At 52.7% G+C, this 22,735-nt stretch carries 20 protein-coding genes; 5 read left to right on the top strand and 15 right to left on the bottom strand.

Going from position 1 to position 22,735, the window contains the following annotated elements:
- Window positions 1-18: 18 nt before the first annotated feature.
- Both aspS and HUO07_RS01655 read right to left on the bottom strand, forming a co-directional pair.
- Window positions 19-1,800, bottom strand: a complete 1,782-nt coding sequence (gene aspS / locus HUO07_RS01660) for an aspartate--tRNA ligase (protein ID WP_176302107.1) — start codon at window positions 1,798-1,800, stop codon at window positions 19-21.
- Between the two features lie 65 nt (window positions 1,801-1,865).
- Window positions 1,866-2,165: an FmdB family zinc ribbon protein gene (locus HUO07_RS01655; RefSeq protein ID WP_008957987.1), complete on the bottom strand. Its 300-nt coding sequence runs from the start codon at window positions 2,163-2,165 to the stop codon at window positions 1,866-1,868.
- Window positions 2,166-2,401: 236 nt separating this feature from the next.
- Between HUO07_RS01655 and HUO07_RS01650 the strand changes: the two genes are divergently transcribed.
- A complete protein-coding gene (locus tag HUO07_RS01650; RefSeq protein WP_176302106.1) occupies window positions 2,402-3,340 on the top strand; it encodes a D-2-hydroxyacid dehydrogenase in 939 nt (312 codons plus the stop codon).
- A 48-nt stretch (window positions 3,341-3,388) separates the two neighbouring features.
- Here the strand turns inward: HUO07_RS01650 and HUO07_RS01645 are convergent, their stop codons facing one another.
- Window positions 3,389-3,664, bottom strand: coding sequence for an acylphosphatase (locus HUO07_RS01645; protein WP_101147265.1), 276 nt, complete (start codon window positions 3,662-3,664; stop codon window positions 3,389-3,391).
- 27 nt (window positions 3,665-3,691) lie between these two features.
- Window positions 3,692-4,591: a YihY/virulence factor BrkB family protein gene (locus tag HUO07_RS01640; protein WP_176302105.1), complete on the bottom strand. Its 900-nt coding sequence runs from the start codon at window positions 4,589-4,591 to the stop codon at window positions 3,692-3,694.
- A gap of 143 nt (window positions 4,592-4,734) precedes the next feature.
- Here HUO07_RS01640 and HUO07_RS01635 point away from each other — a divergent pair, with 143 nt between their 5' ends.
- Window positions 4,735-5,829, top strand: coding sequence for a bifunctional nicotinamide-nucleotide adenylyltransferase/Nudix hydroxylase (locus tag HUO07_RS01635; RefSeq protein WP_176302104.1), 1,095 nt, complete (start codon window positions 4,735-4,737; stop codon window positions 5,827-5,829).
- 37 nt (window positions 5,830-5,866) lie between these two features.
- On the opposite strand, the gene HUO07_RS01630 is transcribed toward HUO07_RS01635, so the two are convergent.
- The 7 genes from HUO07_RS01630 to HUO07_RS01600 form a co-directional block, all read right to left on the bottom strand.
- On the bottom strand, window positions 5,867-6,784 hold the full coding sequence (locus tag HUO07_RS01630; RefSeq protein ID WP_008957993.1) for a LysR substrate-binding domain-containing protein: 918 nt from the start codon (window positions 6,782-6,784) through the stop codon (window positions 5,867-5,869).
- Window positions 6,785-6,840: 56 nt separating this feature from the next.
- The gene (gene cls, locus HUO07_RS01625; protein WP_176302103.1) at window positions 6,841-8,259 is read right to left on the bottom strand and encodes a cardiolipin synthase; all 1,419 of its coding nucleotides are present in this window, start codon (window positions 8,257-8,259) and stop codon (window positions 6,841-6,843) included.
- A 97-nt stretch (window positions 8,260-8,356) separates the two neighbouring features.
- Window positions 8,357-9,862 carry a fumarate hydratase gene (locus HUO07_RS01620; RefSeq protein WP_176302102.1) on the bottom strand — a complete coding sequence of 502 codons (1,506 nt, stop codon included), beginning with the start codon at window positions 9,860-9,862 and terminating at the stop codon, window positions 8,357-8,359.
- Window positions 9,863-10,081: 219 nt separating this feature from the next.
- Window positions 10,082-10,903 (bottom strand): endonuclease VIII, encoded by an 822-nt coding sequence (gene nei / locus HUO07_RS01615; protein ID WP_176302101.1) that lies wholly within the window; start codon window positions 10,901-10,903, stop codon window positions 10,082-10,084.
- 2 nt (window positions 10,904-10,905) lie between these two features.
- Window positions 10,906-12,930 carry an excinuclease ABC subunit UvrB gene (gene uvrB / locus HUO07_RS01610; RefSeq protein ID WP_176302100.1) on the bottom strand — a complete coding sequence of 675 codons (2,025 nt, stop codon included), beginning with the start codon at window positions 12,928-12,930 and terminating at the stop codon, window positions 10,906-10,908.
- 36 nt (window positions 12,931-12,966) lie between these two features.
- Window positions 12,967-13,374, bottom strand: coding sequence for an OsmC family protein (locus HUO07_RS01605; RefSeq protein ID WP_176302099.1), 408 nt, complete (start codon window positions 13,372-13,374; stop codon window positions 12,967-12,969).
- Window positions 13,374-13,571 carry a hypothetical protein gene (locus tag HUO07_RS01600; RefSeq protein WP_176302098.1) on the bottom strand — a complete coding sequence of 66 codons (198 nt, stop codon included), beginning with the start codon at window positions 13,569-13,571 and terminating at the stop codon, window positions 13,374-13,376. The genes HUO07_RS01605 and HUO07_RS01600 overlap by 1 nt, the downstream gene beginning before the upstream one ends.
- 173 nt (window positions 13,572-13,744) lie before the next feature.
- On the opposite strand from HUO07_RS01600, the gene ygfZ reads away from it, so the two are divergent.
- Entirely contained in the window at window positions 13,745-14,731 is a 987-nt protein-coding gene (gene ygfZ / locus HUO07_RS01595) for a CAF17-like 4Fe-4S cluster assembly/insertion protein YgfZ (RefSeq protein ID WP_176302097.1), read from the top strand.
- 12 nt (window positions 14,732-14,743) lie between these two features.
- Here the strand turns inward: ygfZ and HUO07_RS01590 are convergent, their stop codons facing one another.
- The 4 genes from HUO07_RS01590 to HUO07_RS01575 form a co-directional block, all read right to left on the bottom strand.
- Window positions 14,744-15,511 carry a TatD family hydrolase gene (locus HUO07_RS01590; RefSeq protein WP_176302096.1) on the bottom strand — a complete coding sequence of 256 codons (768 nt, stop codon included), beginning with the start codon at window positions 15,509-15,511 and terminating at the stop codon, window positions 14,744-14,746.
- An 8-nt stretch (window positions 15,512-15,519) separates the two neighbouring features.
- Window positions 15,520-17,109 carry a peptide chain release factor 3 gene (locus HUO07_RS01585; protein WP_176302095.1) on the bottom strand — a complete coding sequence of 530 codons (1,590 nt, stop codon included), beginning with the start codon at window positions 17,107-17,109 and terminating at the stop codon, window positions 15,520-15,522.
- Window positions 17,110-17,319: 210 nt separating this feature from the next.
- Complete coding sequence (locus HUO07_RS01580) at window positions 17,320-17,529, bottom strand: putative motility protein (protein ID WP_101147253.1); 210 nt, start codon at window positions 17,527-17,529, stop codon at window positions 17,320-17,322.
- 141 nt (window positions 17,530-17,670) lie between these two features.
- Window positions 17,671-18,912 carry an NAD(P)/FAD-dependent oxidoreductase gene (locus tag HUO07_RS01575; protein WP_176302094.1) on the bottom strand — a complete coding sequence of 414 codons (1,242 nt, stop codon included), beginning with the start codon at window positions 18,910-18,912 and terminating at the stop codon, window positions 17,671-17,673.
- A 324-nt stretch (window positions 18,913-19,236) separates the two neighbouring features.
- Between HUO07_RS01575 and HUO07_RS21670 the strand changes: the two genes are divergently transcribed.
- Both HUO07_RS21670 and HUO07_RS21665 read left to right on the top strand, forming a co-directional pair.
- Window positions 19,237-21,369 carry an ammonium transporter gene (locus HUO07_RS21670; protein WP_246286389.1) on the top strand — a complete coding sequence of 711 codons (2,133 nt, stop codon included), beginning with the start codon at window positions 19,237-19,239 and terminating at the stop codon, window positions 21,367-21,369.
- The gene (locus tag HUO07_RS21665) at window positions 21,350-22,615 is read left to right on the top strand and encodes an EAL domain-containing protein (protein ID WP_246286388.1); all 1,266 of its coding nucleotides are present in this window, start codon (window positions 21,350-21,352) and stop codon (window positions 22,613-22,615) included. Before HUO07_RS21670 ends, HUO07_RS21665 begins: the two co-directional genes overlap by 20 nt.
- Window positions 22,616-22,735: the final 120 nt, after the last annotated feature.

The raw sequence follows: 22,735 nt of genomic DNA, 5'->3' as shown, positions 1-22,735 counted from the left end.
GGCACTTAACCAGCCACGTTATTCGGTGGCTGCTTCCGGCTTGGCCTTCTGGCGTAGACGGATGTTTAAATCTTTTAACTGTTCAGGACTGACTTCGCCTGGGGCATTCGTCATTAAGCAAGCAGCGCTTTGGGTTTTCGGGAAGGCGATGACTTCACGAATAGTCTTAGCACCCACCATCAGCATGACGAGGCGGTCCAAACCAAAGGCTAAGCCACCATGAGGCGGCGCGCCGTACTGAAGCGCATCCAGCAAGAAGCCAAATTTTTCTTGAGCTTCTTCTTCACCAATGCCGAGGATCTCGAACACAGTGCTCTGCATGGTTTGGTCGTGGATACGAATAGAGCCGCCGCCCAATTCGGTACCGTTGAGCACCATATCGTAAGCGCGCGAAAGTGCGCTCGCTGGGTCGGCCTTTAGCTCTTCCGGGCTGCAAGAAGGCGCGGTAAAGGGGTGGTGAAGCGGGCTAAGGCGGCCATTGTCGTCAGCTTCAAACATTGGGAAGTCGACGACCCACAGCGGTGCCCATTCCTGAGTGTAGAGCTCAAGGTCAGCGCCCAGCTTGACGCGCAGCGCGCCAATGGCTTCGTTGACGATACGGGTCTTATCCGCACCAAAGAAGATGATATCGCCATCTTCAGCGCCTACCCGATCGAGCAACTCTTCAACGATATTTTCCATGAACTTAACGATCGGCGACTGCAGACCGTCAAGCCCTTTAGCGCGCTCGTTGACCTTGATCCACGCCAAACCCTTGGCACCGTAGATGCCGACAAACTTGGTGTATTCGTCGATCTCTTTACGCGACAGCTTAGCGCCACCGGGTACTTTCAGCGCCGCGACACGACCATCATCAGCGCTGGCGGGGCCAGAGAAGACTTTAAAATCGACTTGCTGCATCAGGTCGTCGACATTGGTCAATTCTAGCGGAATACGTAGATCCGGCTTATCAGAGCCGAAACGATCCATCGCTTCCTGCCAGGTCATACGCGGGAATTCAGGCAATTCAGCGTTAAGCACATCTTGGAACAGTTGACGAATCATGGATTCAGTAATGCCCATGATGTCGTTCTCTTCCACGAACGACGCTTCAATATCAATCTGAGTGAACTCAGGCTGACGGTCGGCGCGCAGATCTTCATCGCGGAAGCACTTGGCGATTTGGTAATAGCGGTCAAAACCGGCCACCATCAACAGCTGCTTAAAGAGCTGTGGTGACTGGGGAAGCGCAAAGAAACTTCCCGCGTGAGTGCGGCTTGGCACTAGGTAATCGCGGGCCCCTTCAGGCGTGGCACGGGTGAGTACCGGCGTTTCGATATCCAGGAAGCCCTGGCTTTCAAGATAAGCACGTACGTTATGAGAAATGCTTGAACGCAAGCGCAGCTTCTCAATCATATCCGGGCGGCGAAGGTCGATATAACGGTGCTTTAAGCGCACCTCTTCGCCTACCTTGCCATGCTCATCCAGTTGGAAAGGCGGTGTAATCGCAGTGTTGAGTACTTCCACCTCTTTCGCCAATACTTCAATCATGCCTGTGGGCATGGTGGCATTTTGAGTACCTTCAGGGCGCAGCCGAACACGTCCAGTGATACGCAGGACATACTCACTGCGGGCACGGTCGGCAATGGCGAACGCCTCGGCGGTGTCAGGGTCGACCACGAACTGAGCGATGCCATCCCGATCGCGCATGTCGAGGAAAATTACCCCACCGTGGTCGCGGCGGCGATGAACCCATCCGCATACCGTAACCGTTTGATCCACCAAAGTTTCGTTTAGCTGGCCGCAATAATGGCTGCGCATGTCAAATCCTGTTCTGTTACGTGGCAATTAATGTGTCGCGGGCGTCCCGACCCTGACTGCCGCAGTTATGCTGCGGCGCCTTTGTCACTGGGAGTAACGCTCTTGGGAGTAGCGCTGGAATCACTTGATTTAGCGGTCTCTGTGGATGCAGTTTTACCGTCAGCAACCAGGTTCTTTTTGCTACCCGTTTTGAAATCGGTTTCGTACCAACCGCCGCCGGCCAAGCGGAAACCCGCGGCCGAGACCAGCCGTTCCAAGCCATCGCTTTGGCATGTAGGGCAATCCTTCAACGGATCGGCACTAATTTTTTGCAATTTTTCCAGGCGATGGCCACAGGCCTTGCACTCATATTCATAGATGGGCATGTTATTGGCTCCTAAAAAGCTCAACCCTGACAGATTCAGTACTGACAGACCCAGTCCTATAAGACCAAGTGCTGAAAGAAAAGAACAGTGGCGAACACAAACGCTGCCAAGCTGCCAATATGTGGCCAGTCGGGATAAATTCCAAGGCTGCGGTTGATAAGCGCCGCCATTATACCCTTTTGTGACCCCTGCCGAGCAAGGTTATGCAGCCTTCGGCAGTTAATGGAGAGAATAAAATGTCTCATGCAGTAATACTGGACGCGCAAAGCCTCGGCCCTGGGATCAACTTAAGCGCTATTAAAGAGTCAGTCACACATCTTGAGGTGTTTGAGCAAAGCACCACCCAGCAGGCACTTGAACGCCTAGCGAATGCCGACATCGCCATTGTTAACAAGGTGGTGCTAGACGCTGAAACGTTGCAGCAATTGCCTAAACTCAAGCTGATATGTGTGCTCGCTACGGGGCTTAATAACATCGATCTTGAAACGGCAAAAGAGCAGAGTATCGAGGTTAAAAACGTCGCGGCTTACGGCACCGCCAGTGTTTCCCAGCATACCTTGATGCTGATGCTGACATTAGCCAATCGACTTCCGCTTTATCAGCGTGATGTCGCGGCAGGCGAATGGCAGCGTAGCGCCTTTTTCTGTTTGCAGGACTACCCGACACTGCAATTGTCGGATAAACATTTAGTCATGGTAGGGCAAGGTGAACTAGGCACAGAAGTGGCACGCCTAGCGGAGGCGTTTGGCATGCGCGTGACCTTCGCCGCCAGGCCGGGTAATGAAGCCAATGATAAGCGCCCTGCGCTGGATGACCTGCTCCCAGAAGCAGACGTGATCAGCCTTCACTGCCCCCTTAGTGACGCCACTAAGCATTTGATTAATCGACAGCGTCTGGCCAGTGCAAAGCCATCACTACTGCTGATTAACTGCGCCCGCGGCGGAGTTATCGACGAAGTCGCTGCACTAGAGGCGCTGCGTAGTGGCAAGCTGGGCGGCTTGGGCGTTGATGTACTGCCTGCAGAACCGCCCAGAGACGGCCATCCACTGCTCGATGCACTTAACGAGCCGCTCAACTTAATCGTAACACCCCACAACGCCTGGATTACACCGGAAGCACGCCAGAATATTGTCAGCCTGACGGCGAATAATATCCGTGAATGGAAAAGTGCTTAAATAAAAGTATTAGCGCATTATGTGATAGCACTAGGGCCTTCTTAGGCCCTAGTGCGTAGCAAAATGGCTAGGGGCGTGGCAATTATCCAAAACCTCAAGTTCGACGTGGGTAACTTGCGCGCCCTCCGGGCCTTGCCATAGCCACTCGCTCAGCAGCTTGATGGCATCGGAGTGGCCACACATCAACACTTCGACACGCCCATCAGGCAGGTTTTTAGCGTAACCGGTAAGGCTCTGCTGAAGCGCTTTCTCTTGAGTAGCACGGCGATACCAGACACCTTGCACTTTACCAGTGACCAAGGCACGTACACAGCAGTCAGTCATCCTTTCCTCCTCGTACCATACACACTATTACACAAACTCATGCTTAATTAGCACTGCGCTATTACGCGGTACCAGTGGACGACCACGGCGTAGTAGTAAGGAGCGTGTAAATGCCGCGCCGAACAACAGTATCAGCGAACTGTAGTAGACCCATAGTAAGATCATTACCACTGAACCGGCAGCACCATAGGTAGACGCTGTCGCCGTATAAGCCAGATAGATCGCGATCACGCTGCGGCCGAGCGTAAATAGTACGGCGGTAACAACGGCACCAATCAATACATCTTGCCAGCGCAGCACCACGTCCGGAAGCACCTTAAAAATAGTCGCAAATAGGAGGGTCACCATGGCGACAGAGATGAGCGACTCAAGGGTAGTAGTAAACAGGCTAGCGAATGGGAATAGATTGTCCGCCGCAAGCAGCATGCCACGTAACACAACCCCTAGCACTAATGACACTAGCAGTATAAATCCAATAGACAGCACTACAGTCAGCGAGAGCAAGCGGCTTTTGATAAACCTTAACGCACTGTTAGAGGTTGGCTTGGCTGTCACGCCCCAAATCGTATTGAGTGAAAACTGCATTTGCGCAAAAACAGTGGTGGCGCCTACCACAAGCGCGCCGACACCTAATAGCGTGGGCAAAAGGCCAGACTCTTCGATTCTGGATTGAGCAACGGCGTCTTGAATCGCGACGGCGGCATCCGTGCCTAAAGTACCTTGTAGTTGAGCGACTATTTGTCCCTGAGCGGCCTCTTCTCCCATCACAACACCGATGACAGTGACGGCAATAATAATCGTGGGTGCCAGTGAGAAAAGCGTATAAAACGCGAGCGAAGCCGCATAGCTAAACGCATTACGTTCTAGCCATAATGCGGTGGCGTCTTGGGTGACTTTCCACCAAAAAATAGCCGCACGTTTTATCATATTCCCTCCCTGTGTCGTTGGCATTAAGGCTAATTTTAAACGTAATCAATAGCCTATTTTTTCTAGCATACCTAACCACAGCGTTTAGCGCAGTTTTCTGGTACGTTGACCCCCTAATATCACCAAACCAAAAGGAAGCTTGGATGGCCACCGATATTGCGCGCTCTACAACCGCCTGCGATTTCGACTGTTTGGTGTTTATTGGTCGCTTTCAACCGCCTCACCTTGGCCACTTGGCGATTATTCGAGAAGCACTAAAACGCGCGCGGCAAGTGATTGTACTGGTGGGCTCTGCGTGGCAAGCACGCTCATTGCGTAACCCGTGGCGATTTGACGAACGTCAAGCCATGCTCCGCTCAGGGTTTGATGAGGCTGATAATCGACGCTTAGAGATTACCCCGCTACTGGACGCACTCTACAATGATGATGTCTGGGTGCGCGATGTTCAGCGCAAAGTGCGTGATTTAGCCGCCCCTGCCAATGCCCGCCTACCACGCATTGGTTTAATTGGAGCCAGTCGCGGGCAGTCTAGCTACTACCTGTCGCTATTCCCTCAATGGGAGTCGGTCAGTGTACCGTCGGTAGAAGGGATTTCAGCGAGTCAAATTCGTGAGCGTCTGTTCCGTTCACCCAGCTCCACCGACGACTACTTGAGTACGGGGGCTTACCACGACCTGCCCCCCGGCGTTGTCGAGAGTATAAAGAAATTTTGCCACGTCAGCGCCTATAAGCGCCTGCTGGAAGAGCAGCAGTTATTGGATCAATACCGTCAGGCGTGGGCTCATGCCCCCTACCCGCCTATTTTTGTCACAGTAAATGCTGTCGTGGTGCAGTCGGGTCATGTATTGCTGGTACGGCGTACGGCGGCACCGGGTAAAGGGCTTTACGCCCTGCCAGGCGGATTTATTAACCCTCATGAGCGTTTACTCGATGCCTGTTTGCGTGAACTGCGCGAACGGTTGCGATTAAAAGTCCCCGAGCCTGTGCTTAAGGGGTCACTGCGTGGCCAGCGTCTGTTTGATGAACCCCACCGCAGTTGGCGGGGGCGCACTTTGGCAGAAGCTTTCTACTTTGCGTTGCGCCCAGACCAACAGCTGCCTCGCTTAAAACCTGTTAAAGGGGGAGATCATGCGCGCTGGGTAGCACTTGCAGACCTTGAACCTGAGAGCCTGTTTGAAGACCACTTTTTTATTATTCAGAATTTTCTAGGCCTGCCTGCCGATTTTGGAAGCAGCTAGAAATTTCAAGAATTAGGGCGGCAATCGCTTGGGACGTTCATGCTTGCAGGAAATCCCTGGGTAATTTCATCATTTGCCGCCATAAACGCTCCACGCCGGGCTTATGCACCATTGAGCAGCGGTATAAGCGAATTTCTAAGGGAATGTCCCAGCTCGGGTCGCCCGCCCTGACCAAGCGGCCGCTTTTCAATTCCTCACGAATACAGAAATCCGGTATCCAGGCAACGCCTACCCCTTGCAGCACCATCCCTTTCAGGCCTTCGGCCATGGCCGTTTCATACACGGTACGCAGCTTCATACGTAGCGGATCATTCTTCAGCAGCATACGCACACTGCGCCCCAAAAATGCACCCTGCGTATAGGAAAGGTAAGGGATGGAAGTGTCATGCTGAAGGGAAAATTTGGCTTTTCCCTGTGCATCCGGCAGCGAGACAGGCAGCATATTGACCTTACCGATCGAGAAGGAGGGAAACACTTCGGCATCGAGCTGCATGGTGGCAAAGGGGTCGTAATAAGCCAGCATTAAATCGCAATTGCCTTCACGTAGCACATGTATCGCCTCACCTACGTTCATTGCCACTAGGCGTGTCGGCAATTCGCCTAAGCCCTGTTGTAAACGGGAGATCCAGGGCGGATAAAAGCTTAATGCCAGGGAGTGAGCGGCGACGATATCCAACGCTTCATTGGCAATCGAAAGGCCGCGCAAATGACTAAGCGATTCGTTTAACTGTTCGACCAAATTACGGGCGGTAACCAAAAACAGCTGCCCTTCCGGTGTTAGCCCAACAGGGGTAGTTGATCGATCGACAAGAGTGACATCCACAGCCTGCTCCAGTGCACGAATGCGACGACTAAATGCAGGCTGCGTTACGTGGCGCTGTCGTGCTGATGCAGAGAAGCTGCGTGTGCTGGCGAGTGCTACGAAATCTTCTAGCCATTTTGTTTCGAGATTCACCCCGGGACTCCTTGTCTCACCCTTTGTGCACGCATATTGTTTTCCTATTTTGCGGTCTATTGGACGGGCGCCATTAAATAGGCAGCACGTGATACGACTTTCATCCACATTGAGCGCTGGTTGATTTCATCAATGCTGACCCGGCGGCACTGTGAAAAGTCATTTTCCAGCATACTTTCCACGCTGGCAGCAAAGTCTTGGTTTGGAATAAAAGCAGTTATTTCAAAATTTAACCGAAATGAACGGTTATCCAGATTTACAGTGCCAACCGTGGCTGCACTGCTATCTACAAGCATTACCTTTTGATGTAAAAACCCAGGAAGATAACGGTATATTTTTACGCCTGCTCTTAACATATCAGGTAGAAACGAGAAGGCTGATAGGAAAACCAATAAGTGATCTGGTCGTTCGGGAATCATGACGCGTACATCTACTCCGCGCATGGCCGCAAGTCGCAGTGCATCCTGTACCCCTTGGTCAGGAACAAAGTAAGGACTGGTCACCCATAGGCGCTGTTTTGCGCTATGAATAACCTGTTGTACCAGCAGGCTGGCTGTATCCTGACGATCTGCAGGCCCAGAGGGCACAATAACAACATGATGATCAGTTGAAGAAGACGTTTCAGCCATCCAGTTCAGGCTAATCACCTCATCGGTAGCCCAGTGCCAATCTTCCCAAAACGCTTCTTGCAGGCCCAAGACACTGGGACCTTCAAGCTTTAGGTGGGTGTCACGCCAGGGGCCATGCCGAGGATCTTCGCCTAAATATTCAACCCCAATATTAAAGCCCCCTATCCAACCCTCTTTACCATCAATGACTGTTACTTTGCGATGATTCCGGAAGTTAAGCTGAAAGCGGTGTTTGAAGCCTCTTGATGAGCGAAAAGCACTGACGGCCACCCCATCGCTGATTAAATCATTTAGGTAACCATCGTTTAATTGACGACTTCCTACCTCATCGTAGAGGAAATAGACACGCACGCCACGCTGGGCAGCGTGTTGTAAATGCTGTTTCAAGCGCTGTCCGAGGGCATCGCTGCGAACAATAAAAAACTGTATCAATACATACTGTTCGGCACGATCAATGCCGTCAAAAAGGCTTTCAAAGGTCGCGGGGCCGTCGATTAATAACGTGGCGTGATTACCATGGGTTAAGGGCATCATGGCAAGCTGCTCAACCGCTTGAATATCCGCATTACTCGAGGGTGCCACAAAAGGCTCTACATTAGCTCGGTAACGCACCAGCACGCGGCGTAGCACAGTGTCACGCTGCCCCCGCGCAGACACATAGCCATAAAATCTTGGTCGTCCAAAAAACCAGTAAGCAGGAAGCGCGACATAGGGAAACGTAAGCAACGATATAATCCATGCCACAGCCCCTTGAGAGGTGCGACTGGACATTAACGCCATAATGGCCGAAACGACACCCAATAAATGTATCAATAAGATGCTGGTCCCTAGCAACCAGGAGGTCATAGCCACGTCCTCATAAAAGCAAGGGCCTCGCCGTCAGCGAGGCCCTTATGCGCTTAAAAACCTAAGCGTTCAAAGCCTAATCAATCTTATCATTCTGTTACGCCGACTGAGCGATAATCTCTTTCCACTTCGCAGGCCCGGTCTGATGCACTGAGGTGCCCAGACTATCAACAGCAACCGTGACCGGCATATCTTCGACCTCAAATTCGTAGATCGCTTCCATGCCTAAATCTTCAAAGCCGACGACTCGGGATTTTTTAATCGCTTGCGCGACCAAATAAGCTGAGCCCCCTACCGCCATTAAGTACACCGCCTCATTGTCACGAATCGCATCAATGGCGGTTTGGCCACGCTCTGCTTTTCCTACCATACCTAACAGGCCAGTTTCTTCTAGCATGGTGCGGGTAAATTTATCCATTCGCGTGGCAGTCGTTGGGCCTGCGGGGCCCACTACCTCATCACCGATTGGATCAACCGGGCCCACGTAATAAATGAAGCGCCCTTTCATATCTACAGGTAGCGGCTCACCTTTGGCTAACATATCCACCATACGCTTATGAGCAGCGTCACGGCCGGTTAACAGCTTGCCGTTCAGCAGTAGCGTATCGCCTGGCTGCCAGGTTTTGACCTCAGCGGGCGTTACGGTGTCAAGATTGACCCGCTTGACGTTATCGCCTGCTTCGCGAGTGATTTCCGGCCAGTCCTCAAGCTTCGGTGCTTTTAACGCCGCAGGGCCTGAACCATCCAGGGTAAAGTGGGCATGACGGGTTGCTGCGCAATTGGGAATAATCGCTACAGGCTTATTGGCGGCATGGGTCGGATAGTCTTTTACTTTAATATCCAGCACGGTGGTTAAGCCACCTAACCCTTGGGCACCGATGCCGCTTTTGTTGACCTTATCAAACAGCACCAGGCGTATCTCTTCGGCGCGATTACTGGGCCCGCGGGCCTGTAAATCCTGAATATCGATAGGATCCAGTAGCGCCTCTTTGGCAATCATCATCGCTTTTTCAGCGGTGCCGCCGATGCCAATGCCCAGCATACCGGGCGGACACCAGCCTGCGCCCATCTTCGGCAGCTGTTCCATTACCCAATCGACGACGCTGTCGGAAGGATTAAGCATGGCAAATTTAGACTTGGCTTCACTACCACCGCCCTTCGCAGCCACGTGAATATCGACAGTGTCGCCAGGCACAATTTGGTGGTGAATAATGGCCGGCGTGTTGTCTTTGGTGTTGGCCCGCTTGCCGTCAGGATCCGCTAGCACCGAGGCACGTAGGACATTATCAGGCAGTAAATAAGCGCGACGAACACCTTCGTTGACCATGTCGTCAAGGCTCATGTCCGCTTCCCAGGTAACATTCATACCCACGTGAACAAACACGGTGACGATGCCGGTGTCCTGGCAAATCGGGCGATGCCCGGTGGCGCACATACGCGAGTTAATCAGAATTTGCGCAATAGCGTCTTTAGCAGCGGGGTTCTCTTCACGCTCGTAGGCGGCCGCCATGGCGTCAATAAAATCTTTGGGATGATAGTAAGAGATGTACTGCAGAGCATCGGCAACGCTTTGAATTACGTCGTCCTGGCGAATCACGGTCATGGACTAACAGCTCCTAGGTTATCGTCTAGTCAGCGGCATTCTTGCGCATCGGCGCAAGTGCCGTCTTAGCGTGACGCCAGTATACCGTATTGCCCTGTCGGCAGCAGCACTCCTTGGTAGCATCTTGGGTTCAGAAATTAGTACTTTAGTTATTGCTAGCAGCAAGCAAGATAACGGTATAAAACTTAAATAAAACGTGGTGTAAACTCACCAAAGCTATTAACTGCCTTGGCAATGCGGGCAATAGTAGAGCCTTCGCGATCCCACCATTCGGCGCTTGACCACCACACCACAGCGGTGGCACTCAAGACCAGCGCGATCGAACACCGCAAAACGCCACTGCTTACGTGACTCACCGGCTGCTTTAGCCTGTTCAATCCAGGCCTCTCGATTGGTCACACCTGCGGTTTGGTACGCTTGCTGAGTTGTTTCGATAATAGAGTGCGCAAGCGATTGTTGTTGATTGGTGGTGAGATCTACCGGTCGAGCGCTAGCTGGTAACTGGGTAAAGAATAAGATTTCAGAGCGCAGATAATTGCCGAGCCCTGCCACTAATCCTTGATCAAGCAAGAGCGCACCCAAGCCTCGCCGGTGAAACTTCTTGAGATTTAACCGCTGCAGAACATCCGCGGGGGTTACATCCTGGCTCAATAAATCAGGTCCTAAACGGGCCAAAAATGGGTGCTCGGCGAGATTGTCGCGATGCCAAAGCGAGATATCGGAAGCACTGTAAAGACTTGCGCAGCGCCCTTCTGCCGTCAAACGAACGCGTAACGTGCGCTTAGTGGCGGGAGGTTTATCCTCACTATGCAGCTTCCAAACCCCATAGAGTTGATTATGTGAGTAAAGCACCCGCTCATCAGCAAACCGGATCAGCATTGCCTTGCCACGCGTATCTACGCGTGACACCTGAACACCAGTGAAAGAGTCTGCTTGGCTGGCAAGCTCGGGAAAGGCGAACCAAGCCTTGTCAATTACCCGCCCGCCTATCTGCTGCTGAACACGATCGGCCGCCCGACGAATTTCTGGTCCTTCTGGCATTGTTAGCCCAGCGCCAGCTGTTTTTCTTTCATTTGATGGAGCTGATCGCGCAGCCGCGCCGCCTCTTCAAACTCCAGGTTTTGCGCTGCTTCGAACATGGCATCCTCAAGCTTGCTGATCGCGCCTAGCAGATCCTGCTTGTTCATGGTCGACACATCATACTCAGCGGCGCTTTCCGCCACTTTGCGTTCGTTGCCGCGCCGACGGCTGCTCTTCTTGCCGGGCGCCTGGGCGGCTTCAAGGATATCAGCCACCGAACGTGTGACCGTCGTGGGCGTAATACCGTGTTCCACGTTGTGCTCAGTTTGCTTCGCCCGGCGACGTTCTGTTTCATCAATGGCTTTGCGCATTGAGTCAGTAATGCGGTCGCCATACAGAATCGCCTTGCCGTGCGCGTTACGGGCAGCCCGGCCAATGGTCTGTATCAGCGAGCGCTCCGCACGTAAAAAACCCTCTTTATCGGCGTCTAAAATAGCTACCAGCGAGACTTCGGGAATATCCAACCCTTCACGCAACAGGTTAATGCCCACCAGCACATCAAACTTACCCAAACGTAGGTCGCGTATGATCTCGACACGCTCAACGGTATCGATATCCGAGTGCAGGTAACGAACCCGTATACCGTGCTCGTCAAAGTACTCGGTCAGATCCTCCGCCATGCGTTTGGTGAGCGTGGTGACCAACACCCGCTCACCTACCGCCGTGCGCAGGCCAATCTCCGAAAGCAAGTCATCCACCTGAGTGCTGGCCGGGCGCACCTCGATTTCAGGGTCCAACAGACCAGTAGGACGTACCACTTGTTCAACGATTTGACTGGCGTGTTCGCCCTCATAACGCCCGGGAGTGGCGGATACAAAGATAGTCTGAGGGGAAATTGCCTCCCACTCCTCAAACTTCATGGGTCGGTTATCTAGCGCTGAAGGCAGCCGGAAACCGTACTCCACCAATGTCTCTTTGCGCGAACGGTCGCCTTTATACATGCCACCTACTTGGGGCACGCTCACATGCGACTCATCGATAAACAGCAGCGCATCATCGGGTAGGTAATCGAAAAATGTCGGCGGTGGCTCGCCGGGCGCACGTCCTGATAGATAGCGGGAATAGTTTTCAATGCCGTTGCAGTAGCCCAATTCCAGCATCATTTCGATGTCATAAAGCGTACGTTGCTCCAGGCGTTGCGCTTCGACTAAGCGCTCATGCTTGCGCATCCACTCAAGACGCTGTTTGAGCTCTTCTTTAATGGCATCAATGGCGCCTAGAATAGTTTCCCGCGGCGTAACGTAGTGCGATTTAGGGTAGATGGTCATACGCGGCACCTCGCCCTTGACGGCACCGGTCAACGGGTCGAACAAGCGAATCGTATCGATCTCGCTATCGAACAGCTCCACACGCACCGCCTCTTCATCGGAGTCGGCGGGGAAGATATCGATCACGTCGCCGCGGACGCGATAAGTACCGCGCCGAAAATCCATATCATTACGGGTGTATTGCAGCTCAGCCAGACGACGCAGGAAGGCGCGCTGGTCGATCAGCTCACCTCGCGTAAAGTGAAGGCGCATCTTTAGATACTGATCCGGATCACCCAGACCGTAAATGGCTGAAACAGAGACGACGATCAGCGCATCGCGGCGTTCCAACAGTGCCTTAGTGGCGGAGAGACGCATCTGCTCAATATGATCATTGATAGAAGCATCTTTCTCAATAAACGTATCAGACGAAGGCACATAGGCTTCCGGCTGATAGTAGTCGTAGTAGGAAACGAAATACTCTACCGCGTTATCCGGGAAAAACGCCTTGAACTCACCGTAAAGCTGGGCAGCAAGGGTCTTGTTAGGGGCCATCACTATGGTCGGGCGCTGCTGTTGTTCGACGATGTTGGCCATGGTGAAGGTTTTGCCCGAGCCAGTAACGCCTAGCAGCGTTTGATGGGCAAGCCCTGATTCCAGACCACTCATCAGCCCTTTAATGGCGGCTGGCTGGTCACCGGCAGGCTGAAATTTTGACTGTAATCGAAAGGCTTTGCTCATCAATGCTCCAAAAAAGGAAAACTATTTTAAGGGTAACTAAACAAGACGTGTCTCTATCTCAACCGTGGACTCGGTCATTAAGCGCTGGATGGGACAACGATGGCTGATTTCTTCGAGCTTGGCGCGCTGCACAGGGTCATTAATACCGTGCAGTGTTAAGGCGACACCCAGTTTGTAAATACCTTTTCTTTCCTGACTATCATCGCGCTGTACCGTGACAGTTACTCCCTCAAGTGGCCATCCCTTACGCTTGGCGTACATTTGCACGGTAATTGCTTTGCAAGTGCCCAAGGCGATATCGAAATAGTCGTGCGGATCAGGGGCACTACCCTCGCCGCCAACCACTGGCGGTACATCGGCATACAAATCTTCCAGACCATCGACTTCAACACGCTGCCGAAAGGCATGGTTGCGCTCACTAATGACGGTAATGGGTATGTGCATTAGGATACCTTGACGCCTAGCTTGAGTTTTTCAATGGCGTTAATCAGTGTTTCACGCTTTGCACGCCCATCGACATCAGCCCCATGGCGGCCCACCTCGGCGCTGTCAACACCGTCCAGCATCATTAGTGCTGTGGTAATTTTATTAACCTGCTCGACCGATTTAACACCTTGGAATGTTAATGATTGCTGCGCCATACCATTTCCCTGCCTATTGGCCTATGCAAGACTCCTACGAGGGAAAGAGTCTAGCACGCTAATAGTGCCTTGCAATTAATGCTGACTGCCCGCACTTAAGAGTAATACGTGCACACTCATTTGTCCGCAAGCTTAGAATGGCTGACAAATCACCACTTTGATCAGGAGTTTTTATGGCGATCGTTACCTCACGCACTTCCGCTCTTGGCAGCGTCCGCCTTACTCACTTAGCCGCGCTGGATGTGAAAGGCGCAGATGCAGAAAAGTTCCTTCAAGGGCAGACTAGCGCCCAAGTCAGCCTAGCCGATGGATACTTTGCGCCGCTAACGTGTTTCTGCACGCCCAAGGGCCGCATGTTAGCCAATGCCCAGTTGCTGCGCTTGGGAGAAAACCATTTTCGGCTGCTACTAAGCAGCACCCTGTTAGAGAGCTTAGCCAACCATCTTAAAAAATTCGCCGCCTTCTATAAGGCCGAGCTGACGGCACTGCCTAACCTTACGTTCATCGGCGCTGGCGACAATGCGAAATCACTTGCTGATCAACTTGGCCTGAACTTTTCTAAGCAGAATTTTCCTGAACAGGTTGGCACTCACAGCAACAATGATCAGCTCTGCGCGTTGCGTTACCCCGGTAGGACACCGAGATGGCTATTGTGTTTCGATCACGATATCAATGGCAATGAAATATTGATTCAGGACGACGATGAAGGTCGTAACGCATGGCAGCTTGAGGATATTCGCAGTGGCTTAGCGTGGCTAACCGACGCCCAGCAGGATCACTTTTTACCGCAAATGCTTAACTGGGAAGCGTTAGGCGGGATTAGCTTCAAGAAAGGCTGCTATACCGGCCAGGAAGTAGTCGCCCGCGCCCACTTTCGCGGTCAGGTTAAAAAGCGTCTGATGCATATTAGCGTAGAGTCACAAGTGCTACCCGAGGTAGGCGCCAGCCTGACGAACGGTGACGATAAAGCGGTAGGCGAAGTGGTGGTCAGCGCCTTTAACGAACAAGGCGGCGTCGAGTTGCTTGCAGTAATGAGCACCAAGGTAGAGGAAGAAACAGTGCCCGTATTTCTCGCAGGGGCACCCGCCACTTTACTACCATTACCCTATACGATTGAGCGAGTTGACCCCGAACAGTTAGCGGTTGGCCTGAATAACTAGCCTTTCCGCTTACTAAGGGTGAGGTAAGCCAAACAGCGTCGTGGCGTTATGGCTGCTTATGGCCGCGACCTGTTCCGCCGTTTGCCCGCGCAGGGCAGCCACCATGTCACATACCTTCGCTACCCGGCACGGTTCATTACGTTTGCCCTGGTGGCCGCTTAGTGGCATATCAGGGCTATCGGTTTCCAGCACAAAAGCGTCATCGGGCAGTGCCTTAACGGTTCGCTGCAACCGTTTGGCGCGCTCATAAGTTACCGCGCCGCCCAACCCCACCTTGAAACCTAAATCGAGAAATTTCGTCGCCTGCTCAATAGAGCCTGAGAAAGCGTGAATTAACCCAGCTTGAGGTAGCGCAAGCTGGCGAAGTCGCTTGGCGACCTTATCGTTAGCATGAACACAGTGCACCACTACCGGCAGGGAGTGGTGCTTAGCGAGCCTCAATTGAGCATCAAAGTAATGCCACTGCGCGTCCAGCGTGTCGCTAAAGCGGCCATCAATGCCACACTCGCCCAACCCAACGGCCTCAGGATGCTCGCTTAGAGCTTGGTCGAGCGCCTCGATGTCGGCCTCTTGATGCTGTTGCATAAAGTACGGATGAAGCCCCAGACAAACCGAGGTGTCATCCCGCTCGCCCAGCGCCAGCACCTGTTGCCAGCGGGCCCGGGTTGTACTCGGCACCACAAAGCGCGCCACACCCACCGCCTTGGCAGCCTCAAACACCTCAGTGCGATCATGATCGAACTCAGAAAAGTCGAGATGGCAGTGCGCGTCGATTAACATACAAATACTTAGTGTTCGCGGGTGGGTTGGAAGCGAATGTCCGGCCAGCGCTCCTGGGTCATCTGCAGGTTAACCCGAGTCGGCGCGATATAAGTGAGATAGCCACCGCCATCAATCGCCAGATTAGCGCTGGCTTTACGCTTAAACTCTTCGAGTTTTTTAGCATCCTCACAGTAGACCCAGCGGGCAGTCTGCACATTGACGCCTTCGTACAAGCAGTCGACCTTATACTCCTCTTTCAGGCGATGAGCGACCACATCGAACTGCAGGGTACCCACGGCGCCAAGAATCAGGTCGTTATTGTCCATCGGCATAAAGACCTGGGTAGCACCCTCTTCAGAAAGTTGCTGCAAGCCTTTTTGCAACGCCTTCATCTTGAGCGGGTCTTTTAACCGCACGCGCTTAAAGAGTTCTGGCGCAAAGTGCGGTATACCGGTAAAGCGCATATCTTCACCGACGGTAAAAGTATCGCCGATCTGAATGGTACCGTGGTTGTGCAGGCCGATAATGTCGCCGGGCCACGCTTCTTCGACCTGCGAGCGGTCAGAGGCCATAAACGTCAACGCATCGGCAATTTTGACGTCTTTGCCAATACGCACATGGCGCATTTTCATGTTCTTTTCGTACTTGCCTGAACAGACCCGCAAGAAAGCGATGCGATCGCGATGATTGGGATCCATGTTAGCCTGAATTTTAAACACGAAACCGGTGAAGCGATCATCATCAGAAGTGACGACCCGGGTATCGGTTTCATGGGCCTGGGGCGGCGGCGCGTATTCGACAAAGCCGTCTAGCATTTCGCGCACGCCGAAGTTACCCATTGCAGTACCGAAATAGACCGGCGAAAGCTCACCACGGCGATAGGCGTCCAGATCAAACTCATGGGATGCACCGCGCACCAGCTCCACTTCCATGCGCAGCTCTTCCGCCTGCTCTTCCCCGAGCACAGCATCGACCTCGGGATTATCCAGGCCCTCAATACGCTTGTCTTCAGGGATTCGGCTACCCTGCCCCTGCGTGTAGAGATGGATCACATCATTGTAGAGGTGATAAACGCCCTTGAAGTGGCGCCCCATGCCAATCGGCCAGGTCATTGGCGCACATTGAATGTTTAAAACAGTTTCGACTTCATCCATGACTTCAATAGGATCACGGATATCGCGGTCCATTTTATTGATAAAGGTAAGGATCGGCGTTGTACGCAGGCGACATACCTCCATCAACTTGATAGTACGATCCTCGACGCCCTTTGCGCCGTCGATGACCATCAAGGCAGAGTCTACCGCTGTAAGCGTACGGTAGGTATCTTCGGAGAAGTCTTCATGACCTGGGGTGTCCAGCAGGTTGACGATGCGCCCGCCATAGGGGAACTGCATTACCGAGGTAGTGACAGAGATACCCCGCTCCTGCTCCATTTTCATCCAATCCGACGTTGCGTGCCGATCGTTACGCTTGCTCTTGACCGAACCGGCCAACTGGATGGCGTTGCCAAACAGCAGCATCTTTTCAGTAATGGTGGTTTTACCAGCGTCAGGGTGCGAAATGATCGCAAAGGTGCGTCTAAGCCCCGCCTCATGGGCTAACTGAGTCTCTTTCATTGTGCCTCTTTGAAAATGTTTACTCCGCGCCGCTTTCCAGTGATTGATTAGCACGCGGTGAGCAATGTCCATTGAGACAATTGTAACGCCTGGAGACCGCTTTTGTCGCGGCTGGCTTTATGAGTGACTAAGCAATTGGAGAGGCCAAAAAAAACGCTGACGAAGTCAGCGTTTTTAACGAAGCATGCAACGAGATGCTGCTTCTAGGCGTTATGCGTAGGTGTTCACCTGAGTACCGACGCTGCCTTCTTTGGCCAAGTCCGGTTGTGCACCGGTGTTGGCAGAGGCTAAAACTTCCGTCACCTGCTCAGCCTGGGTGTCCAAGGCTTCTTTGAACACCTGCATCTGCGCCTGTTCGGCTGTTTGCGCCTGATTCATATAAAGCGAGGCACTGACTGAACTGCTGATGCCTACATCCATATTTTCACCTAATGGTATGCAAATGTACTTACAAACTAGCAAAGCATTAGATCACGCACAAAGATATCGTCACTATTACTAATGCCAGCATCTACAACTATCGGCTTAACTCGCCGAATCATTAACGAATATAGCGCCCGTTCAAAACCTGTCAGCGCGAAACGGCTTCATATCAATTGCGGTAGGCTGCCCTTCCATCATATCTGCCAGCAAATGACCCGTTGCAGGACCAAGAGTAAACCCTTGATGCCCATGCCCAAAGGCGAGCCATAAACCTGGGTGGCGTGGCGCTGGGCCAATCACTGGCTTCATATCGGGCAGGCACGGCCGCGCACCTTTCCAAGGGGCTTCATCGCGGCGCTCCCCTAACGGAAACACACTGCGCGCCACTTTCTCTGCCGCGCCCAGTTGGTTAACGTCGGCGGGGGCATCAAGGCGGTCTAACTCTGCCCCGGTGGTCAAGCGGATACCCGCATTCATCGGCGCCAGCAGGTAGCCAATTTCAGCATCCATGACCCAGTAATTTAGCTTGGCCTCTGCTTGTGGGGCGTAGTGCATGTGATAGCCACGCTTCACAAAGGTAGGGAAATGGTAGCCAAGCTCCTTCAGCCAGCTACCCGCCCAAGGCCCTAGCGCCACCACAACGTCGTCTGCTTCTAACGTTTCAGCGGCAGTACTTACCTGCCACCGGCCACCCACCTGCTGAACCGAGGTGATATCCGCCTGCAGAATGCGCCCGCCATCATTGCTGAATGCTTGGGCATAAGCCGCGACCAGCGCACCGGGGTCGGCCACGGTCCAAGGGTCGAGCCAGTGAATCGCACCAATAATATGTTCGCTAAGGGAAGGCTCTTTCTCCATCAGCGCAGCCCGATCCAGTTGCTCAAATTGAACACCATAAAGACGGCGCGCCTCTTCGGCATCTTTTAACCGTGCGGCCAACTTTTCAGGGGTACGGTAAAGCTCAAGCCATCCCTGCCTGCGCACTAAGTGTTCCGCTCCGGCAGCCTCAATCATCGGGCCGTGAGTCTTCAGTGACTGCTGAATCAAAGATGCATATTCCGGCACGATTTTCTGGTAAGCCTTCGGCGCTGAATTCATCCAGTAGCGCAACAGTGGAGAAGCGACATTCACCATGCCCGTAGGACGATAGCGAATATCAACCCGTCGATTAGGCAATACGCTCAAGAGCGTTTTAACATCCCGTGGAAAGGGGTAAGGCCTAACGGCTTCACGCTGAATAATGCCTGCATTGCCAAACGAGGTTTCTCGACCAGGCTGGAGGCGGTCTACCACGGTGACGTCATGACCGCGCTGACGCAGATGCCACGCAATGCTGACACCTACCATCCCTGCTCCTAAAACTACCGTTTGACGCGCCATGTTGATGCACTCCCCGCTGTCGATTCAGCACCATGATTGGTAAGTAATAACTATTTGAAAAATATCACCAAACCAACTGCATTAATATAGTAGAAAACGCTGTTTTAGAGCCAAAAATAAGTAATTAATGCTCCATAGCGAGCTAAAAAGGATGACAACACTATTAGCGGCATAACAATTGCGTAGTTTCTATTAGGTAACCTGAACGGTATGCAATTGAAGACGTCGTAACGGCCTCTCCTCCTCTGCGAAAAACACATAAAGCACCAAAAAGAAGCGCTCGCACCAAAAGATGCCCTCGTACTAGTAACAAAGGAAAACACCATGCCTGCCACGCTAAATCTGGATAGCTCGCTGATCGATACGCTCTGGGTACTCTGGGCAGCCGCTCTGGTATTTGTGATGCAAGCTGGTTTTCTATGCTTAGAGGCTGGCACAACGCGTACCAAGAACGCGATTAATGTTGCTATGAAAAACGTAGCGGACTTTGCGATTGCCGTCAGTGTTTTTTGGCTCATCGGATTCGACATCATGTTTGGTGATTCGTTGGGCGGTGTTGTAGGTACGACGTTATTCGGCTGGCAGTTAGACGCTTCGGGCAGCTGGGTGATTACGGTATTCATCTTCCAGGCAATGTTCTGCGCGACCGCCGCGACCATTGTGTCGGGTGCGGTGGCGGAACGCATGCCCTTTCTGGCATATATCTGGACGGCGCTCTGGATCGCGTTAATCATCTACCCCGTATTCGGCCACTGGGCTTGGGGCGGGCTACTAGGTGATGCCGCAGGCTGGTTAGGGGCTCTAGGGTTTGTTGATTTTGCCGGCTCCACAGTGGTTCACAGTGTAGGTGGCTGGGTAGCGCTGGCAGCAGTACTCTGCATCGGCCCACGCAGTGGTCGTTTCGCACACGACAAGCCTCCTACCGCTTTTCCCTCTGGCAACCTTCCACTCGCGATGCTTGGCGCGCTGTTTATGATATTAGGCTGGTTCGGCTTTAACGGCGGTAGCACCTTGGCTGTTACTGACCAGATACCCGGCATATTGGCTAATACCGTGCTTGGAGCCGTTGGCGGCATCCTTTCCGGCATGCTCATGGGAATGCGCACACGTCGTTACGCCGATGTGATGTACGCAATTAATGGCGCCATTGCTGGTCTAGTCGCCGTCACCGCCAGTGCGCATGTGATCTCGCTCCCAGCAGCATTTGGCTTGGGGGCGGTTAGCGGCGTGCTAATGGTACTGACCAGCGAATGGCTGCTGAGTAAGCGTATTGATGACGCCGTATGCGCCATACCTGCCCATTTAGTATCAGGCATTTGGGGCACACTCGCACTACCCTGGGTGGCGGATATGACACTGCTGGATAGTGGCCTGTCCCGACCCGCTCAATTCGGCATTCAGCTTCTTGGTGTTGTCGTTTGTGGCATCTGGAGCTTTGGCAGCGCATGGCTGCTATTTCGTATCACTCGTCGCTTTCTGCCCTTAAGGGTCTCGCCTGAAGCTGAAAAAATGGGTCTTAATTTAGCCGAGCATGGCGCCAATAATGAGCTGAACCAGCTACTCGAACATATGCGCCAGCACGAACAGCAAGGCGATATTCGCCAGCGAATTGAAGCCGACCCGTTTACTGAAGTGGGCGAAATAGCGGCCAGCTATAATCGGGTAACAGCGGCCCTTGAAACCGCCCTCGGCCACACCCGCGTGATGCTGCGTAACCTGCGCGATGGAGTAATCACATGGCAAGCAGACGGCTCGCTGACAAGCCTTAACCCCGGCGCTGAGCTGCTCTTTAATGTCGACGCCGCCACTCTCATCGGCCAACCCGTTTCCACGCTGCTACCGAACTTCAAGCTGACACCCGGTGCACGCCATGAAATCAAACGACGTACAGCCGATAAGCGAGTGCGTTATCTCGAAATACAGGTGAGCGAAGGCGCCAGCGGCTCCGCATCAGAGCGCTCTGGCATGGTGCGCGACATCACCGAGCGCAGACAGCTTCAAGAGCAGTTAAATCGCGAACGTGATCTTGCTCGCACCACTCTAGCCTCCATCGGTGATGGCGTAATTACCTGTGATGCCAGCGGCAATGTCACGTTTATCAATGCGGAAGCCAAGCGACTGACCGGCTGGACTCTTGAAGAGGCCATGGATAAACCTATTCATGTGGTTTACCAACTACTTGAGGAAATCAGCGGCGACTCCATAAGTAATCCAGCCCGGCAAGTACTGACACAGCTAACGCAAGTGCAATCAACCGAACATTGCATGCTCGTCCACCATGACGGCACGCATACCCCCATCCAGCATAGCGCCTCACCCATTCGTTCACGCAGCGGCATTACCCTGGGCGCTGTTGTGGTTTTTCAAGATGTTAGCCTCACACGCCAGCTTACAGAACAGTTGAGCTATCAGGTCAGCCACGACAATAACCGACCTGTTGAATCGGCGCGCCTTTGAAACAGCACTTACAGCGCTTCTCAATCGGGAGGATGGCCAGCACGTGATGTGCTACCTGGATCTTGATCAGTTCAAAATCGTCAATGATACCTGCGGTCATCTCGCGGGTGACGAACTGTTGCGCCAAGTATCATTAAAGCTGAAATCCCATGTACGCAGCAGCGATATTGCCGCGCGTCTCGGTGGCGATGAGTTCGCCCTACTGCTACCAGATTGCGGGATAGAAAGAGCACTAGTGATTACCGAGGCACTACGCAGCGATATAGAGAATTATCGTTTTGCCTGGCAAGAGCATACGTTTGGGATTGGGGTTAGCATTGGCTTGGTAGAACTCCACGCTGCTCAGCCAATGCAGCTTAGCCAAGCACTCCACGCTTCTGATGCGGCGTGCTATGCCGCCAAAGAGGCAGGCCGCAATCGTATCCACTGCTATCAGCCTGATGATCATTTTTTATTGGAAAAGCACGGTGAGCTACAGTGGGTTCAGCGCTTGCAAAATGGCCTGGACAATGATGCTTTTCGGCTTTTTGCTCAACCGATCAAAGCCATTTGTGCTGACGCCCCCGCTTACCGTGAGATATTACTTCGGCTCGAAGAGCATGGTGAACTCATCGCCCCAGGAAGTTTTTTACCTGCCGCTGAGCGCTACCACTTTATGGGACGCATTGATCGTTGGGTAATTCGTAATACTCTGGCCTGGCTAGGGGATCAAAACCGCCACTCTGTTCCGTCAGCGCATAGCCTATGGGGCATCAATCTATCCGGGGCGTCGCTTTCTGACGCTGAATTTTGTCAGGATCTTATTGCTCAGGTGTCCACTGCCGATCTGCCTCACGGCACACTCTGTTTTGAAATCACTGAAAGCACCGCGATCGCACAGCTCTCACGCGTCAAAACATTGATTCATACTCTGAAAGCCTACGGCTGCCGGTTTGCATTGGATGATTTTGGCACCGGGCTTTCCTCTTTCAGCTACTTGAAGCAGCTACCCGTCGATTATCTAAAAATTGACGGTAATTTTATCCGCAATGTGCATCAAGATCCGATTGATAGAGCAATGGTTGAGGCGATTCATGCCGTCGGTAAAGCACTGGGCGTTAAGACCATTGCTGAGTTTGTTGAAACCCAGGCAACATTGGATACGTTACATCAGATGGGAATTGACTATGCACAAGGATATTTACTCGGCATGCCTGAACCGCTTACCAACATGGCCGGCAATCGCATTAAAGTAATGCCGCGCTAGCAGGAACGTGTTAACAAGAACGTAGAGATATAAAATTCAAAAACAAGAAAATCCCTAAAAAGGGCATAATCGCTGGAAGATAAACGCTAAAAAAGAGGAGATAACAAGAAGGAACTATGC

The sequence above is a fragment of the Vreelandella maris genome, assembly GCF_013371085.1.
Taxonomy (GTDB): Bacteria; Pseudomonadota; Gammaproteobacteria; order Pseudomonadales; family Halomonadaceae; genus Vreelandella; species Vreelandella maris.
Note: the sequence above shows the minus strand (reverse complement) of the source record. Positions and strands in the feature narration are given on the sequence as shown.

What these genes read in the sequence shown, in the direction of transcription:
- aspS (WP_176302107.1), bottom strand. Translation starts at nt 1,800, where the DNA reads ATGCGCAGCCATTATTGCGGCCAGCTAAACGAAACTTTGGTGGATCAA.
- HUO07_RS01655 (WP_008957987.1), bottom strand. Translation starts at nt 2,165, where the DNA reads ATGCCCATCTATGAATATGAGTGCAAGGCCTGTGGCCATCGCCTGGAA.
- HUO07_RS01650 (WP_176302106.1), top strand. Translation starts at nt 2,402, where the DNA reads ATGTCTCATGCAGTAATACTGGACGCGCAAAGCCTCGGCCCTGGGATC.
- HUO07_RS01645 (WP_101147265.1), bottom strand. Translation starts at nt 3,664, where the DNA reads ATGACTGACTGCTGTGTACGTGCCTTGGTCACTGGTAAAGTGCAAGGT.
- HUO07_RS01640 (WP_176302105.1), bottom strand. Translation starts at nt 4,591, where the DNA reads ATGATAAAACGTGCGGCTATTTTTTGGTGGAAAGTCACCCAAGACGCC.
- HUO07_RS01635 (WP_176302104.1), top strand. Translation starts at nt 4,735, where the DNA reads ATGGCCACCGATATTGCGCGCTCTACAACCGCCTGCGATTTCGACTGT.
- cls (WP_176302103.1), bottom strand. Translation starts at nt 8,259, where the DNA reads ATGACCTCCTGGTTGCTAGGGACCAGCATCTTATTGATACATTTATTG.
- HUO07_RS01620 (WP_176302102.1), bottom strand. Translation starts at nt 9,862, where the DNA reads ATGACCGTGATTCGCCAGGACGACGTAATTCAAAGCGTTGCCGATGCT.
- nei (WP_176302101.1), bottom strand. Translation starts at nt 10,903, where the DNA reads ATGCCAGAAGGACCAGAAATTCGTCGGGCGGCCGATCGTGTTCAGCAG.
- uvrB (WP_176302100.1), bottom strand. Translation starts at nt 12,930, where the DNA reads ATGAGCAAAGCCTTTCGATTACAGTCAAAATTTCAGCCTGCCGGTGAC.
- HUO07_RS01605 (WP_176302099.1), bottom strand. Translation starts at nt 13,374, where the DNA reads ATGCACATACCCATTACCGTCATTAGTGAGCGCAACCATGCCTTTCGG.
- HUO07_RS01600 (WP_176302098.1), bottom strand. Translation starts at nt 13,571, where the DNA reads ATGGCGCAGCAATCATTAACATTCCAAGGTGTTAAATCGGTCGAGCAG.
- ygfZ (WP_176302097.1), top strand. Translation starts at nt 13,745, where the DNA reads ATGGCGATCGTTACCTCACGCACTTCCGCTCTTGGCAGCGTCCGCCTT.
- HUO07_RS01590 (WP_176302096.1), bottom strand. Translation starts at nt 15,511, where the DNA reads ATGTTAATCGACGCGCACTGCCATCTCGACTTTTCTGAGTTCGATCAT.
- HUO07_RS01585 (WP_176302095.1), bottom strand. Translation starts at nt 17,109, where the DNA reads ATGAAAGAGACTCAGTTAGCCCATGAGGCGGGGCTTAGACGCACCTTT.
- HUO07_RS01580 (WP_101147253.1), bottom strand. Translation starts at nt 17,529, where the DNA reads ATGGATGTAGGCATCAGCAGTTCAGTCAGTGCCTCGCTTTATATGAAT.
- HUO07_RS01575 (WP_176302094.1), bottom strand. Translation starts at nt 18,912, where the DNA reads ATGGCGCGTCAAACGGTAGTTTTAGGAGCAGGGATGGTAGGTGTCAGC.
- HUO07_RS21670 (WP_246286389.1), top strand. Translation starts at nt 19,237, where the DNA reads ATGCCTGCCACGCTAAATCTGGATAGCTCGCTGATCGATACGCTCTGG.